General features: G+C 52.7%; 11 protein-coding genes. 1 reads left to right on the forward strand and 10 read right to left on the reverse strand.

Features of this window, described 5'->3' with window-relative positions:
* Window positions 1-30 precede the first annotated feature (30 nt).
* The 4 genes from ACESMW_RS01240 to ACESMW_RS01255 form a co-directional block, all read right to left on the reverse strand.
* Window positions 31-2,034, reverse strand: a complete 2,004-nt coding sequence (locus ACESMW_RS01240) for a DUF262 domain-containing protein (protein ID WP_372985268.1) — start codon at window positions 2,032-2,034, stop codon at window positions 31-33.
* The gene (locus ACESMW_RS01245) at window positions 2,024-3,493 is read right to left on the reverse strand and encodes a DUF262 domain-containing protein (RefSeq protein ID WP_372985269.1); all 1,470 of its coding nucleotides are present in this window, start codon (window positions 3,491-3,493) and stop codon (window positions 2,024-2,026) included. The genes ACESMW_RS01240 and ACESMW_RS01245 overlap by 11 nt, the downstream gene beginning before the upstream one ends.
* On the reverse strand, window positions 3,486-6,074 hold the full coding sequence (locus tag ACESMW_RS01250; RefSeq protein ID WP_372985270.1) for an AAA family ATPase: 2,589 nt from the start codon (window positions 6,072-6,074) through the stop codon (window positions 3,486-3,488). Before ACESMW_RS01250 ends, ACESMW_RS01245 begins: the two co-directional genes overlap by 8 nt.
* A 353-nt stretch (window positions 6,075-6,427) precedes the next feature.
* A complete protein-coding gene (locus ACESMW_RS01255; RefSeq protein ID WP_372985271.1) occupies window positions 6,428-7,354 on the reverse strand; it encodes a viperin family antiviral radical SAM protein in 927 nt (308 codons plus the stop codon).
* A 105-nt stretch (window positions 7,355-7,459) separates the two neighbouring features.
* On the opposite strand from ACESMW_RS01255, the gene ACESMW_RS01260 reads away from it, so the two are divergent.
* On the forward strand, window positions 7,460-9,463 hold the full coding sequence (locus ACESMW_RS01260) for a hypothetical protein (RefSeq protein WP_372985272.1): 2,004 nt from the start codon (window positions 7,460-7,462) through the stop codon (window positions 9,461-9,463).
* Between the two features lie 103 nt (window positions 9,464-9,566).
* On the opposite strand, the gene ACESMW_RS01265 is transcribed toward ACESMW_RS01260, so the two are convergent.
* From ACESMW_RS01265 to ACESMW_RS01290, 6 genes are all read right to left on the reverse strand, one after another.
* Window positions 9,567-11,525, reverse strand: a complete 1,959-nt coding sequence (locus tag ACESMW_RS01265; RefSeq protein ID WP_372985273.1) for a DUF3732 domain-containing protein — start codon at window positions 11,523-11,525, stop codon at window positions 9,567-9,569.
* A 479-nt stretch (window positions 11,526-12,004) separates the two neighbouring features.
* On the reverse strand, window positions 12,005-13,147 hold the full coding sequence (locus ACESMW_RS01270; RefSeq protein ID WP_372985274.1) for a hypothetical protein: 1,143 nt from the start codon (window positions 13,145-13,147) through the stop codon (window positions 12,005-12,007).
* A gap of 210 nt (window positions 13,148-13,357) precedes the next feature.
* A complete protein-coding gene (locus ACESMW_RS01275; protein WP_372985275.1) occupies window positions 13,358-14,245 on the reverse strand; it encodes a hydrolase or metal-binding protein in 888 nt (295 codons plus the stop codon).
* A 60-nt stretch (window positions 14,246-14,305) separates the two neighbouring features.
* Complete coding sequence (locus ACESMW_RS01280) at window positions 14,306-15,307, reverse strand: YqaJ viral recombinase family protein (protein ID WP_372985276.1); 1,002 nt, start codon at window positions 15,305-15,307, stop codon at window positions 14,306-14,308.
* A gap of 86 nt (window positions 15,308-15,393) precedes the next feature.
* Window positions 15,394-16,356 carry a DUF932 domain-containing protein gene (locus ACESMW_RS01285; RefSeq protein ID WP_372985277.1) on the reverse strand — a complete coding sequence of 321 codons (963 nt, stop codon included), beginning with the start codon at window positions 16,354-16,356 and terminating at the stop codon, window positions 15,394-15,396.
* Between the two features lie 4 nt (window positions 16,357-16,360).
* The gene (locus ACESMW_RS01290) at window positions 16,361-16,729 is read right to left on the reverse strand and encodes a hypothetical protein (protein WP_372985278.1); all 369 of its coding nucleotides are present in this window, start codon (window positions 16,727-16,729) and stop codon (window positions 16,361-16,363) included.
* Window positions 16,730-17,007 lie beyond the last annotated feature (278 nt).

Below are 17,007 nucleotides of genomic sequence, written 5' to 3' on the forward strand. Positions count from 1 at the left end.
GCCTGCTAACGGCAAGAATTAAACTCACTACTAGGGGCAACCTGCGTTACCCCCTGACTTCAAACTTGCAGCGTATTTGTCAAACGCTGAAACCATAGCGTTCTCGTGTTTTTGAGCGGAGGTATCGCCCCAGGTCTCGTGCCTGTAGATCACGCTCATCTTCAGCGAATCCACTGTCGATTTGTTGTTGTTAATGAACCTTTGCCGTTTTTCGTTGAAAGGCAGGTTACTGTATTCGGAATTCAAGCTTCGAGAGACAAGCGCTAGATTGCCGAAACGATGCAGCATTTTCTCCACGCGGTTATCGTCCTGCTTTACTGGATTTTGGGGAGAAATATGCTCAACAGAATTCTTGGCTGTGAAACGAAAGTCACGCCATCCGGCATTTTCGTTCCGATACAGATACCAAAGAACAAATTCCAGCTTATAGAACCAGTAGTGCCGAAATTCGACGCCATGTTCCTTCCTGAGCTCCTCCTCGTGGTTCAAGTCATGGCGAGACCAAGGCTTGTCCAGAAATGTTTTTGTCCGCTCAATCAGACTTCCCTCTATGGTTGATCCAAGAAGGTGGGTATCGAGGTGTCGGAGGTATTCATAATAATTCTCTGCTTCTTGCCGGCCTTTATGGATAAAGTTCAGCAAGGGCGTGATCCAGTAGTGGGTCGTAATTTCCTGCGAGTGATAAAGCATGCTCTGGAGCAAGCCGAATCCTTGTTGCTTCTCGCTTTCCCGACCACGGCTCAAACTAAGCGCTCCGTCGCTTTTGCTTAAACTGAGCGGGCTGATCATGTGGATCTCTTCATCACCACGGTCGACCCACTTGATGACATGCTTGTCAAAAAGGTAGCGCAGCTCCCAGAGCAACTTGATGAAGGAACGACAGCGTTCGGCCTGCTCGATGTCCGTCCCGTTATAAAAAAAATGCGTTTCAAACAGCTGCAGGAGCTCCCGATCCAAGATGCGCGGAAGATCCGGTCGGCCCTCGCGGATCAGCCAGATACGAAGAGCATGTTGCAAAAACATTGGGAAGCCAACGATGCTTCGCATCCATGTCGTTCCCTCCTGGGGCTCGCCCTTATCCTCATTATCTAATTCCCCACACTCTTCATGAGAAATCAAAATCTCATCCAGCCCGAGAGCATCGGCCGAACCCTGATCTTGGACGGTGGCATTGAGCCGTTTGAGTACCGCCACAGCCTTAGCCAGGGGCTCGGCATCACGAACCATCGCATCCGCGTCGCAGAGCTGCGCGACATCCTTAGCGCTTAGCGGGGAGTTGGCCGCCAATCCGCGTTCCACAAACTCTCCCATGTCGGCGCAACTGTCCCATAAAATGGCATAAGCCTGACGCTCCTGGTCTGATAGAGCGTCCAACATCCGAGCCTTGAGAATCTCGTGGTGCTGGAGTTGCACGCCACGATTGTTGATCACCTCGAACAGCTTGTTCAGATCGGTTTCGGTGGGAACCACGGTAAAGACCAGCTTAACCTTCTCGAAAACATAGCGACTGAGTCCCGCCAGATGCTCGTCCAGGCTGACACCGTCGGGAAGGCTTCGGCGTTTGAAGAGCGCCTCCATGGTCGCAACGGCCTCCCGCATCTTGCTGGTTTCCCTCGCCGCTTCCCCCTCCTCATCGTGCCCGATGAAAACCAAAGATCTCAGGTAACGATTGACCGTCGGGCGGATGGCAAAGTCCAGACGCGGTAGAATCTGTCGACCTTCTTTGACCGTCAGAAAGGGTTCAAGCGCCCCGCGCCAGACATGACAAAGCATCCACAGGGTAGTAAAACGTTGCTGCCCATCGATGAGCTCAAACTTCCGTCCATGATTAGATGGCTGTTCGACTACCAGCGTCCCCCCCAAGAAAAACAAGTCTTCATCCCGCTCGTAAGCGTTGACGAGATCATCAAGCAGGGTTTTTACCTGGTCACTTCCCCACACGTAGAGGCGCTGATAGATAGGCACATTGAAAGTCCAGGACTCTTCCTTTTCAACGATCTCCGCCAGGCTGATAAGTTGCGAATCATAGGACATGCCTCACCTCCTCCTGATCCATATTTACCAACTGCTCTATCCATTCAGTTTTACCCTTCAGGTTTGTGGATGGCATCTGGAAATAGCTCAATACCGCCCGCTTGTATCGCCCCTGCACGCCTTTTCCGGTTTCGATCTGCTCGTCAGCATAGATCCTGTCATGTCGATGGTGTCGTTTCAGATGCCCTATGACTTGATCTGGGAGATAGGCCCCAGCGATGACGTCAAGGAGGTTGAGCGCATCATCGCGAAAAAAATTCTTCGCCGCTTCGTGACGCACCTGCTGTTTCACGAGTCGTATCGCTCCAAGCGCGTGTTCATACCAGAGTGCAAACTCCCACAACCGCTCCTCGCCAAATTGATCCGCATACATCAGTGCCCCAAGGACGAAGATTTCCCTCAGATATATGGAGTTGGCCCCCATGAGCTCCGTATAGATGGTTTGAAAATTACGCCGCTCTGCTGAATTGGCCTTTTCTGCCAACAACCAGTGGAGCAAGGCACCATACTTCTCCGCATAAAGGAAAAAACCGATTCCTCTATGCACCGGTTGGCGAATAGCGAACGGCAGATCGGCCGCATTTTCGCTCAGGGTGATCGGGTGAGTCTGGATTTTCCGTTGTCCGCCCTCACCAAGCCGAAGATGGGTGCCCAGGCGATTCTGACGGGAACGGTAGAGCGGAATGCCATCTTCCGGGCCGGTCAGCGGCCAAGTATCTTTTTGGAAAGCCTCCATTAGCGCGTCATGGCCACCAGGTCCCAGTTGCTTGCCGGTCCAACACCTTGCCCGCCATAGAAACAGGTTGAACAGGCGCGGAGCAGAGTCCTTGACCTCCGCCTCCGGGCCGAGTGCGGTGCGGCTTTGCTGGACTTGCTCCCAGCCGCTGGCACACAGCGTTTGCAGTCGCTCCCTCGCATCACCCTCTATTGCACGAAGGTGATAGGCCTTGAGCAAATCGGTCGCATGCAAAGGCACACCTCGATTGTTCTGCGTGTCAAAGAAGGTAAAGGCCAGATCTACCCGATCGACTTCGATAATGGTGAAGCGAATCCGTTTAAAGATCTCTTTGCCGGGTTTTCGCAGATGCTGAAAGGTTTTTGCCGCCGAGCGAATGCGGCGCGCCGATCGCGAAGAATACGTCATGGCAAACTGTTCCGGCAGGGAACCCGTTAGCTGACGATACAGGATGCTCAGAGCCGTCAACCGTTGCTGTCCGTCGATAATAAAGCGCTTGCCCTTCGCCGGACTGCGGTGAACCAAGACCGTGCCCACGTAATAGGGCGGAGCCTCCTCACCCAGTTCCTCATACGCCACCAGGTCCTCCGCAAGCTGCGTCACCTTCTCCAGGTCCCACACAAAGCCTCGCTGATAGGTATCGACTGCCACCGGTAAAGAAGATTCATCAAAGAACTCGACGAAACTTCGCACGCTTACTGTAACGGGACTATGCTCAGGCACTAGCAATGCTTCCTTCGGGGCGCTTGCGAAAACTCTCTCGCCATGTTTTCAATAACTCGATATCGGCTCGCAACTCATCTGCCTCTGGAATAAAGACCGGCACCTCCGATGACTGACTATGCTCGTAGCAGGAATACTTGGTCATCATGTCATCAATAAACTGACAATCTTCATGACTAATCAACGGCAATGGGGCTAATCGATTGTCCGTCGTAACGCTGCGGCGATGGCGCCTTACAACTTGATTTAGGAGGTCGTCTTCGACTGTGCGCTCCAGTAATTTTCGAAAGTCACTGCATATCCCTTGAGCCAAACTCCTGTAGGCTTCCGCCCCAGAGGCTTCACCTACTTTCTTGGCGTCATCGAGCCGTTGCAATAGGATGTTGTTGGCTTTTTTGGTATTGGCATTCCATACCGCTTGATTCGCCGGGTGGCCTGTCGTACCAGAAAAAGATTCGATACAAAGCTGCTGCAGATGATCTTTTTTCCAAGCATCACCAAGCTTCTTAGCAGCATCTTCCATGGACCCGTATAGCGATAGCCGATGCGTGAATACGAGCACCTGCCGAGTCCGCGCCAACTCAGCGAGCCGAACGGCCACATGCCACTCGTAATCATGATCAAGGGAAGAGATCGGATCGTCGAAGACAAAGGGGGCAGCATGAGGCTGCTCTGCGACATCCGCGAGGAACGCTGCCAATCCCACAACCCGGCGCTCCCCCTCACTTAATACCGACTCCGGTAAATCTCGGCCAGTTTGCGATCCCTTCAGCCGAAGCTTGTGGAGCGATTTTCCCCTTGTTGTGCGCGATTTACTAAGCTCAACCTTTATCCGGGAGGCGCCCAAGGCTTTCAGCTCGCGATTAAAACGATCCACGAACATCTGAGTAATAACCTGCTCGCCAATTTCCCCCGCCTTGCGAGAAATACCTTGGGAGTTAGTGGATCGCTTCCAGTTTTCGTAGGTCGCCACTTTACGAAGGCGTTCAAGCTCGGTACGAATAGCTGCAGCCTGCTGCGCGGTCCATTTTCGAGCCTCGAGGTTTAGCTTTTCTTTGGCGGCGTGGGCACGATCAAAATATTTTCCGTCTTCATCGTGCTGTGCGGCCTCACGCTCAAGTGTTTGAGCCCGATTGCTCAATTCCTCAATGATATCGGTCGGCCAATCCACCGGCTCTACATTGCTGTTGGACTCATGGTCCAAAAGCCCAGTCCGCGTATTGGCGATTTTACGCCACGATTCCATGAGCCTTGTTTCCCATGGACCGTCGCTCAACCCGGTCGCCTGAGAGGCTGTTGCAGACTGTTCCTCTGTCAGCCCCAAGGGCAAGTCCGCCAAAGCCTGTCGATAGGACTGTTCTGCCGCATTAGCTTCGGTCTCCAACCGGCCTTGCACGAAACTTTCGAAATCCAGCAGCCGCCGCTGCGCTTGCTCCCCCAGTTCCTGATGACACAAAACACATCGTGCATCGTCTGTAACAGGGTACTGTTGCCCAGGATAGACGGTTTGGGAATAAGCTCGTGCAGCTTCCCATAATGCGCGCCAAGTGTCCGCGCCAACGCCCTCCAACTCGGCAGACCCTACGTTAGCTGCCTCTGAAGCCATACGGCGTTTATTGGTTGCGTCAGCTCTTAACGACCGTATCGAATCAAGGCGGTCTTTGCCGAATGCAGTCATGGCAGTTTTGAGCTTCGCCACAAGTTGCTCAAGCTGCTGTTTAGTATTTCGTTTGCTGCGAGCCAACTGTCCTGGATCTGCTGCTTCTAAACGCTCCCCCAATTGATCCAGGGTTATCTGGTCGTATGGTTCCCATTGGAGGATGGGCTCTATATCTGCCTCGGTCGTGGTCGACTTCAACCCGCGATAAGCATCGCCTGCCTGCGTTGCCGAATATTCGCTAGGCAACCGTGGCAATGCACTAACCAGGGTTTCCTGCTCAGATTGGAGCTTCTCTTTGATTCGGTTGCATACACTGACCAGCTCCTCAAAAAGAATAACGGAAGGCGGCGTGTAGGTGGCCGCTGTTTCCTCCGTGAGATAGGCAACCGCAGTTTCGGCGTCGAAAATATCAACAGATCGAAGGGCATCAATCGGTGCGCTATTCGCTGGCCACTCCACATTGCTTGGTTCCCCGTTTTCAGAATAGCTGACCTTACAACGGCGCTCAGCAGGCGGCGCTTCGAACACATTGGGTTTGAGGTCGTTTGCTCGTGGTTTTCCGCAAACTTTCGTTAGCAGGCGCGTGTAACCGGATTTGCCTGAGCCGTTATGCCCATAGATCACACACAGATTCCCCTTACCGAAGTTCAGAGGCTGCCTGGGTGCAAGATTTTCAATTCCGCTAATGTCACCGATCTCAGTGAGTCGCAACTCCCCGGCAGCGGTTGCATGAGTGGCAAGGCCATCGAATTGCCGGTGGTTTGTAACCGCCTGTCCCTCAGATGTTTTGAGATAGGCGACCAACTCATCAAGCTTCGCGTCGGATAGACATCCGTCAGTGAGCAGTGTCTCAGTTGCTTGTTGTAGCCAGTCTTGCTGACCATGGAGCCACTTGATAATTGTTTCATTTACATCAGGCATAAGCTGCGTCCTCCCTGTATAGCTCTCAGAGTCGTTCCCGATCAGTCAGCAATTGCTGCATGGCAGCTTAAAGCCGCGCTCTTTACTTTGGGGCCGACTTTCCGACGCCAGAAATGATTGTGAGGCTACCATATTCCGGGCAGCCGCTGACTCTCAACCCCGGCGGGCTATCCTTTTTACAGTTGACTCCATCTCCTGCAGCGCCCTCTTCTTGCTGGGAGTCGATGGAATCACGACCATTTCCGGGGACTCTGGAGGCAGCAATTTTCCATGTTTCCTACCTTGCTTGAATCTCCAACCATGGCGGACCAAACGTTTTGCAAACCGATTAATGTCCTTATCCAAGGAGAACTTCATGCGGCACCTCCGGTTTCACCGGCATACCGAGCTACAAACCGATCAGCATCAAAGCTGACCTGTTCAAAAGCCTTCGCTACACCAACATCAAGGATGGGCTGGCTGTATTGGTAACCAGCGTCACATGGCGAGTTCTGGAAAAAGCGACCTTGAGGATCAACCATGATGTAGGATTCAACCATGTCCGGGTTGTCCTCAACTACCGCAATTCTGCGATGACGCTGCTGATGGCGTTCAACGAAAGATCCGAACTGCTCATCACTGACTGTCATAGATTGATCAATTACCGGCAGTGCTCTAAGGATCTTCCACCTATCCGGTCGCAGTAGCGTTACCAGATCCGAGAAATCATCCCGCCAGTTCACCCTGTTTACCACCGTATTGAGCTTGATCTTGATTGCCGGATTCCGCTCTCTAATCGCCTCGACAGAACTCTGTAGCTGTCTGATATCCAGAAACGATCCTTGCGAATTCATGCGGCCGATGAGCTGATTGCTGAAGGCATCAGCCGAATCAATACTGATACCAAGGACCTCTAACCCTGCGCCGATTCTGCGGGCAATTCGTTCTGTAAGGAGCGACCCGTTCGTTATCAGCGAGGCCTTGAGGCCAACCCTACTAGCGAATTTGACGGTCTCTTCGACGACAGAGGGAAACAACAGGGGTTCGCCGCCTGCGATATTCAATCGCGTATTCGACCAGGCCATTTTCCATGCCAACGGGTTCCGCGAATTGATCGGATCAAAGAACTCCCGGAGCTCTAACAACAACTTATGTATCTGGTATTCTTGCCGGATAAGATCCTTCACCGATTCATGGCGCTGCCAGTGCGCGTAGCAGTATCGACACGAATAGTTGCAGGCTTCTGTCAGATGCCAGTTGATGACCAGTTGTTTCGGATTGTGAGCACTGTACTGCAGCATTTTTGACTCTCCTTCTATGGGTGAAGAAGAGACAATAAATTTCTGTGGCACGTTGCTGAGGAAAACGAGTTCCCACCCCCCTCAAAAAATTAAAGGACTTCTCAAGTGGCTTCAATTCCACCCATGGAATCAGTACTGGCGTTTGTTCGACAGGTATTCCAGGCTGGACCTCCCGATAAAAAACGCAAACAACTGGAGTCATTTCGCAAAGGCTTTGATTACCAGCTCCAAACAATCCACGACTACACAAACGACATTCTGGGGGCGCTTGGCCTCAATGCTGATCAGAGAAGGGATGCGAGAATAAACTTTGCGCACTGGGAAACCTTGAACAATTTCCTGGAACGAAACACCTGGGTTGGTCAAGCTGATATGCGGCAGATTCTCTGGACGCTGGCTACCCATGTGTATGCTCCGGGGTTTGCACGGCACTTGGCCTTTTGGGATCACCAAGCTCGTACCGATGAAGGGATGCCAGGAGGCGAATTCTGGTACCTGCCCTCACCATCCGACAAAAATCCTGACGTGCTGGAAATGCCAGTTCAGAAAACGTTGCACTGGCTTCTTGATCTGATGGATTGCAGCGTCGATGATCTTTCAACGGTGCTGGCCGAGTCGAATACCGTATTCAGCAAAGATGGCGAAGCCGTTGCTGATTTCAAATCCATCCAAAAAACGCTGAAAAGCTGGCTCACGGACGCCCCGGTGCCGGAAATGAATACGATCGAGGCCTACTTCAATGACTCATTGAGGCTCAAATTTCCGGGAGGACTAGAGCGACATGAACACTTGAGCGCGAACGACAAGCTTGCCACGTTCATCGACTTCGTTCGTTGGAAGGGACTTTCAGCAATAGAGCTCAGCCGTCAAATTCCCATAGGCGGGCTCCAGGGCGCTGAATTGTTGATGGCAGGCAAAGTCAACCGGGAAGGAAAAGGGTATGCATACTCATTGCTCTGTGCCCGGTATGCGCCCCCTTCAGTTTCCCTGATACGCCATAGACTTCGCATCGCCGCAGCCGCGCAAGATACCTATAAGCGTTTACATCGCGCCCTACACGGCGGCTCAGCAAACCTCTTTGAGACCTGCCCTCTCTCAAATAAAGCACTGCAAGTGCTCGCAATTTTCCAGGACGTCTACAACCTGACAATTGACTGCTGCGACCAAACCGCAACTGAAAATGAGGAAAAGTCGCTGTTTGCTCAACTACTCCAGGAAAGAAGGCCGCTCCTCGCCCAAACTACCTACCTAGCAGTTTTTCCGCATGAATGTGGGTTCCAACAGCTATCAAACCGACTCAATCAATACTTTCTGAGAGCATTTCCAGAAGCGCCATTGGAAGACGAGGCCCCCTTCAATTTTCCGGAGAATGAGTTCAAAAAAACAATGGCCTCAAAGATCGAGTCCGTAGAAACAACAGCAGAAGTTGAGAAGCAGACCGAGCGATTGTTGAGTGCTCAGAGCTGGGGGCAATTGCACAAGGTCATACCAGAAACGAACAATTGGATTGCTCTTAATAACCTGGCATCGATGGATGGAACCAATTTAACAACGAGAATGGCAGCGGCGACTCGGATGATTCAGATCGCAGACTCAAGCACGAAAACGGTTTACAGTTACGTATGCCTTTTGGGGCAATTCCTTAACGATCCAGATAAGCGTTATCGCCCCCACAATACGGAGAGTATAGTGGAAGGGCTTCTAGAGAAACTTCGCGCCGCATCACCCTCAGACCGCTTCGATGCTTTCATTTTGCAGTTCGAGGCGAAACACGTCTTATCAAAGAATGATTTTTCCACGGCCAAAAAGAAATTCGATCTGGCTTTAGATTGTTGTCGGGTTAATGGGTTTGGTGAACTGCGCGGAGAAACTGCAAGGGACGCCCTTGCGGTTTACGCGGGCATGAAGCCGGCCGGATTCAATGCTAAAGCGTGTGAAAAATACAAGCTGCTATTGCTTCGCTATGGTGGCGCGGAGTGGCCAGTTGAAAGCATTCCAGATACTCACGAGATGATTGACGGTGCCATCGAGTACTTTTGGCATAACCTATACCAGCCATACCAAGGCTATGACAGGTTGAGCCGCGATCCGGTGGGCACCTCTCAGTGAGATAAAACCGCCTTTTGTCTAGATTTGCGGCCATTCCGCCTAACGGAGCGAAACCAATGCCCCTCTGCGGCAGCCATCCCGGAAGAAAAACGCTTAGGCCAACTTAATGGGTATTTGCTGGTTCATCAATCCAGTTCTCTGGCACTAGCTTTTCACCATGTCGCCACTCATAGCGAATCATATCGTCAAACCACTTATCTCCGAATTTGGCATGGTCCATCACGATGATTTGGGAGAATTCCCCCTGGGAAGTCATTTCATCCAGTACACGATATATTTCCCTAACTCTACTTTTGTCTTCTTCATCCCCGGGAGCCAGTTCCCCCTCCTCATCCGTTATTCTTAGCTCTTCCGGAAACCATGCCTGACTCGGTTGATCGAGAAAAAGAGTGCGTGGTACCGGGCAAGCAAAACGATCCAAGTGATAGTGTATGGCCAATATTCCTGCCAAGTGATAGCAGACCCAATTAGCCCCACTGCCTATTTCCGCTAAACTAGTCATCTCGTCGCTGTTTGGGTCTATTTGGACCCTGATGGATAGATCCTCTACCGATATAGATGCATTGCCTTTCTTGAACTCAACCTCCATCCGGCGCGCGAGCTCAGTCATTGTCTTGTCAATCGCTTTCTGCGCCGCTTTACGACGAGGCGTAACCGAATTGAGTTTCTCCTGGAGAGCATCAATCTGCGCTATAAGCGAGTCAGCATCCTCCTCTTCATCATTCATGTCACCAACATCTACCGTGCGAATGTACTCGGATATTCGGCCAAGCAATCGTTCAATTTCCCGGTCCGCTTTTAGGTACTCAGAATTTTTAGAGATCGTAATCATCGCTTTTCTGAGCATGCTCCGCGACTGTTCGTGCCTCTCCTCCAGCTGCACGAGCTCTTCCTCCAGTCGCGCTCGAGCTTTGCGAGCTTTTGAGTCCACTCGCAGCGGTACAGCGCGGATACCTGTCAAAGCGGAGAGTGTCATCCCTAGCTGATCGCGGTGCTTTTCTGGATTAAAATCTCCAGACTCGCAGACTGGACAGACTCCATTCTCAGCCGGGGTCGGGAGAAGCTCTGAGACACTCAGCCTATTAAGCTGGCGAGAAACAACATCTTGATGAACAGCGGTCCTGTGTTCAAAATCACGTAAACTTCTAACCCGTTTTCGGGCTTCTTGGACCGCGTCGCGAGACCTAAGCTCATCAGCTTCCAGCTTGCTGATATCAGGTGTTGCTGTTGCGACGTTAAAACGTCGATTTTCATCAATCTCAACATCTCGCAAGGTCTTCAATAGTTCCGAAACTGATTGCGGATGTGCGCCATCAAGTAACCCAATACCTTGGGCCTCTAACCACAGCTTGTGGCCGCGAGTAAAAGTGTTGGCCCTCAGCCTCTCTCGCTCCTTCCGCTTCATCCTCAGAGCCGACAAATTGGACTTCAGCTTTCGCAAAGTTATTCGGGCGCCAAGTATTTCCGTATCCTCGATACCCAGTAGAAATGGCAATGCATCTAACATATGCCTTCGATGCTCATCTCTATCTAAGCCCGGGACACTCACATGACGGTTAGCAATCACATCTTGAGGCTGAAAAATAAGCGGAGCGGCATGCCTAATATTTGCTTCCGCCAGAACTTCCTCCCATGGCTGTTTAGGATTCGACAACACGGCCGCCCCGGAGATCCCCGTAAATGATGAGAGTACGTCCCGTATCTGATCCCGATTCGCCACCATTTTCGGAGGATCGTTTGGGAATTCAAGATTAGCCCCCAGTTGATACCATCCCTGCGTAGATACCTTGCTCCCAGGAGCTGGTAACGGGCGAACAATCAGAAGCTCTCCCTCAAGGCCAACCAAGTGCGCACCTACATAGGAAACAGCTTGACGAATGATACCTTTGGGAATGGGACAGGACCGACTCATCATGAGGTAGTTAAAAATATCCAAAACCGCTGACTTGCCGGTTTGGCTATTCCCCGTGATCACATTCACGCCATGAAGGTTGAAGGTTAGTTGCCTACGGTCCGCTCCCCCGCGCTGGTAAAGAACCAGACTCTTAATTCTCCAAGTCATTCGACAAACTCCAGTCCAAGTGCGCTGGCAATGCGCAAATCATCTTGCTCTCCTCCAAGTGTCCCGCCAACGGCACGGGCGACACGGCGAACAAAAGCAGAACGACTGTCAGCCTTTGGCAAGTCAACTTTTCCCCTAGCGATTAGCCGCCCCTCATGCAACCTCACAATCCCGGCTACCTCACCGTGAGCACAAGCGTTCCAAAAAGTTTCTCTCCAAGCAATGATGGTCTGCTTCGAATATGCTCGCCAGCTCCTCGCACCTTCACCTCTGAGCCAGCCCGTAAGTGTTTGCTTCCTCAAAGGCAAGGACGTCAGAGTGCCGTCGGTTGAAATTAATCCAAGGCTTAACATTGCCCATGGTATTAATATCCCCTCGCTAGGGGATCTAGCTTGCTCGTGGCTTTCCGCTAACCAGTGCAAGATAACTGCTGATGACATCGGCTCTTGGTGAATATCTGTATCAACGAACTGCCGCACCTATTCCTCCCCCCCGTATCTCGGATTCCATTTCAACAGTAATGCGTTGCTCATCTCGTGATAGCTTCCTTGCGTGAACGGAAGTGGAGGATCAGTACGCCCCAGTTTCGCTTGATACTTCATGCAAGCTGCATGGATGTCACGACCAACTGCTTTTGCATTCTCGAGACCAGAAATTGGCAGGTGTTCTTCATGCAAAGTCTGACAATATTCCTCCAAGCCTCTATCGTGACGTTTCAGATCCTGAACTTCGTGAGGAGCGCCGTCCATGAACTGTTGACGCCGGGCACGAGCTTCAAACCAATTATTTAAGGCACGTGAAATTGTACCTGGCTGGTCTCGGTCAATTGCTGCTAATTGCGGAATCAGATGCTGGTGGTGATTTACCTGAAGGTGTTTGATTTCTTCATATGTGTAGTTGAGATCCGGAAATTCGTAGAACCCTGGCTCAGCATTGCGCGCATATGCCTCCATCAAGTCCGAATTCACATCCTTTACGGTAACTTCGAAACCGCCGGAATCCAGAGACGCCATTAAGCGACTCATGAATGCGCCAACCACAGCCTGCCGTACTTGTGGCACAATTGTGGGGCTGATGCCCCGATCCATAAGCGCTTCTTCCAACAGATCATTACTGGCCGCTAATCGGCTTTGAGCACCAGCAATCTCAATACGGGTTAGCAATTCACGCTTGGAATTATTCAAATTGTTCCAGCGGACGTAGACGCCTTTGCTCGCGAGGTGCTTGTTCGGCTCTTCAACTGCCCGCTTATTCATTTTTTCGAGTAATGAATCCCATGGAGCAAGCCCAGTCGGTTGGTAACATGAAGCAAGTAAAGAGTTCGACTTGAGATCACTCGTTGTCACGAGCCGCAGCTTCGACTTCTCGGGAGCCGGTCCTCGAATCCAAGCGTCGACTGCTTGCCACCAAACTTGACTGTCTTCACTAATGACATTGTTATGTTCACTATGCTTCAACTGCTCGCACGCGAGGATAGCACCATCCATAGTAGCCACTGACAAGTCATCTTCTACTTCGACCCTAATGACTACATCATTTGGGGCTGTCAAGGCGCGGCGGCATGCCTCTGCCGCCTGCCAGAGATACCCTGCCATCTGACCGCCAGCACTCGTTGTCGTCATGACTCCTCCATTTCCATCCCCCCCCAAACCTAAAATGGAGGGTAACCTCACCGAGCTTAATATCACCCATGGCCAAATTATAACGGCAATCTACTTATTTCAGGCGAATACCATGGCATCATGCTTGATGTCCCGGGTAGCACTGTCTCAAACAAAAAATAAATTCACCAGTACTCTGACGAGTGACCTCGAAGGGCCACTCGTCAGTCTCTATCCTGCTACCGAGTGCTGAGATTCCAAACCTTTCCTGAACTTAGAGGCCACTACCGAACTGTCCGTCGAACGCCCGACTGGTGCTGCAGGATAAAATTCCTCCACAACTTCAGTCATCTCATCCTCATCATACTCAAACAACGCATTCCCAAATCCCTTGGCAGCCGCCGCATCCAGCGCGGCCTGATCAATACCTTCCTCTGCCACCTTGTTGGCTGTTTCCTTCGCTTTCGCCACGACTTCCTGCAATGACAACCCTTCCTTGATCACCAGATCCACATAGAAAATGGGCGTTCGCCGGCTCTGGGTCGTGCTTTTACCCCGCAGTTTCAGTTCCAGCGGCATGTAAGCCAGCAAGCCACCGGACACCGCCTGGTAATAGCTCAGCCGGGCCGCAAGCGTCCGGATGCTGTTGTAGCCGGTCGTGCGGAAGATGAAGGTGCCGAGATCATCGTCGTCACCGATCTTCACGTTCAGACGGCCGTAGGGCTTGCACAGGCCACCTTTTCCGAACTCGCAGAGCGTCGGTCCCGGGCATGGCAAAGACTGCACTCCGGACTGCGTTAGCCGCTTGCAGGTATCGCCGTTACCCACACACATGGGCCGACCGCTTTTGCGGTCGAACATCGTGTACTCAGCCCGCAGGTTGAGATCTGCCTCGTTGAACAGCATGCGTACCGGAATGGTTCTCAGCTTGCTGTTGGGCGCGTCCTTTCTCAGCTCTTCGTCCAGGGGATGCAGTACCCAGCCATCCTTTTCCTGGATCTGGGAGGTAATGGTGAATTGATTGTCTTTTTGTGGCAGCCGGATGCCGTTCTTCTCAACGACCCGACCGATACTGATGCGCCCCAACACCGGAGGCGTGATGGCTAAACCTTTAATCATGATGGCTCTCCTGAAAAAGGGCCACGGGGCGCTCGTTCCACCCACGTGGCCAAGGGGACATTAGGCATGAATCAGAAACCGGCGGCTGCCCGGCTTAGTGAGGGGATACTGCTCCAACAATTCCGGCTGGTCTTTCAGTAGCTGTTTGACGTTGAGGCCCACAGAATCCTTGCTTCGTTTCCAGCTCACGCTGCCACCCGGGAACGTGGCCTTGGAGGCCTCGCCCATGTGGCTTTGAATGCGCTGCTTCAGGTGGGATTCAGTGGACTTGAGGGTTTCCATTTCAGAGCGAATCGCCAGCAACTCGCTGAAAGCATCGGACAGCTCCTTGCTTTCGCTGAAGTCCAGGGTCTCGCCCTGGTCCTCGGGGTACAGATGGCGCAGCGCGCGTTCCGCCGACGCCGTGCCATCCACCGGGGGTGGCGTATCCGTTTCCACGTAATCCCAGAACTGGCGTTCCAGTGTGATCAGCGCTTCAATCAGCTCTTCGTTTCGCTCGATTCGGAAGATCTTGAGTGACTGCCCACACAACAACACGCAGACATCGGCTGCCTGCTTGCCGGTGACTGCCAGTTGGTGCTGAACCTGGCACTGGATGTAGTCCGGCACACCGTCTTTCCAAAGACGTGCCCCAAACTCACCAGCGGTTTTGCATTCCAGGACTTGCACTTCGTCATCGGCCACCACGGAATAATCCAGGTTGGCCATCATCCAGTGTTTGTCCGGATCAGGATGCTGCAGCACCGCATTCACTCGCCGGACCTTACGCCCGGTTTGTCGGCTGTACTGCTCAGCCACAATGGGTTCCAGGATATGCCCCCAGTAGACCGGTGATTCAGGATCATCCGAGTCTGGTTTTGGTAGGCCGGCATCTCGACCGGTTTTGACCATCCAGAGCTCCAGCTGAGACTGGTATGGGTTCATGCCCACCGCTGCCGCAGCATCACTGCTGCCAATGCCTTGTTTACGGACCTTCAGCCATTCGTCACGGCTGAGGCCTTTGGTTGAGACCAGCCGCAGTGCTGACCGTTGCTTGGGAAGTACGTTTGCGCTCATGCCCATGGTGTTTTCCTCCAGACATAAAAAAGCCCACCAGAGCACGAGGCTCCGGTGGGCTTTATGGCGGTTTTAGGTGTGTGAGACTGGGTTCAGGCCACAAGTGACATGGCCTGTTCGAGGGCGCGGTTTTTGATGGATGCGCCATTACCGAACCAGGCGGAATCCAGCCGGTGGTCCACGGTTTTGGCGCGGCGCTGATGGTCAATGAACTCGGTGACTGCGTTCAGCAAGCCATAGGCAGTGCCGTCCGACGAAGCCAGCGTTGCGCCCATGCCCTCCCCTTCATACAAGGACAGAGCTTTGGCCATGGACCGTTCGTTGGTTTTGCCAACGCCGGTACCGGAATCGTCGGTGAACACCTTCAGGAAGTAATTCCTGGCCTCGGTGGTTTTCACCTTCCGCTCGCTCAGGGTTTTCAGGCGATACATGAAATCGTCCCAGGCGGAAACGGAAATACCGAGTTGCTTCTTGACCAAGTCCGCATCGAACGCCGTGTTGTGCTTCACCTTCACTGCATTGGCCGTGGAATTCTTCAAGGCCACAGCCAGGGTGTTGTTACACACCACCCGAATACTGGTGAATTGAGCCGTCGTGGCCATGGTGCCATCACAGGCGGTTGCCAGTAGTACGTAGGCGTTGGTTTGGTCGTTGCCCTTCAGCATGCCGGATTGACCGGTGCGAGCGAGTGCCCACATTTTTCGGCCGCCTTTCAGCACACCGGCTGTTTGCAGCTCAAAACCGGAAACTTCAGTCAGATCCCGGTAGAACTCCAGTATCTCTTCCGGCTGAACCACCTTAAAGCGGTTACCGACGACCGACAGCGGCGCTTTGGTATCCGAGCGATACAGCACCTTGGAATCCGGGTAAGACAGGATCTCGCCCAGCGGGCTTTCGGCATTAGTCACGTAGCGAACAGGGCTTTCCTGAATCTGCCAGTCCAAACCAGCCTGTCTGGCCCACACTTCCAGTGGTTGATTAGATGTCAGTTCATTCCCCAAGCCATGCCAAGGGGTTTGGCCAACGTAGGCCATTTGCTCGATGAGATGGGCCATGGGGTTACTCCTTTGGGAATTTGGAAGTGGGGTTATCGGCACTCTCGTCTTCAGGCTCAGATTCTTTGCTGAAGGAGTGACCGCATTCCAGGCAGCGGTAGTTATCGAGCACCTGCTCATCCAGCACGTCACCCAGGATGATGCCAGCGGAAACACCAGTGACTCCGCCCAACAAACCACCAATCACGGCACCACCGATGCCACTCACTGGACCTGCGACGGCGCCAACCATCGCGCCAGTTCGGGCGCCTGCTATGGCAGACGCATAGCCGCCATAAACGCCGGCAGCAGCGCCGACGACACCAGCAGCTTTCTTGCCATAGTTGTTCTTGCCGATCCGTTCGGACAGGCACTTGGGGCATTGTTCATTCATGGGGGAGATACCTCTGTGAATGGGAGGGAAGGCACCGTTAGTGCCTTGGTTCACAGGGGTGATATAGGTTTGAGATTCGGTCGAATGGCGATGTGAAACCGGCAACTAGGTCGTGAAGATACTCGGTGCCTGGCAGGGCCGCGACGAGGCGGATAAACTGATGACCCTGAACCTGCGACGTAAGCGTCTGGCCATCACATCTTGTCAGATATAGCCGGCGTCCAGTTGTGGGGCAATAGCTCGTCGATGGCGTTGTTTTTCTGCGTCGGCAGGCGGGT

The organism is Marinobacter sp., from assembly GCF_041690455.1.
Taxonomy (GTDB): Bacteria; Pseudomonadota; Gammaproteobacteria; order Pseudomonadales; family Oleiphilaceae; genus Marinobacter.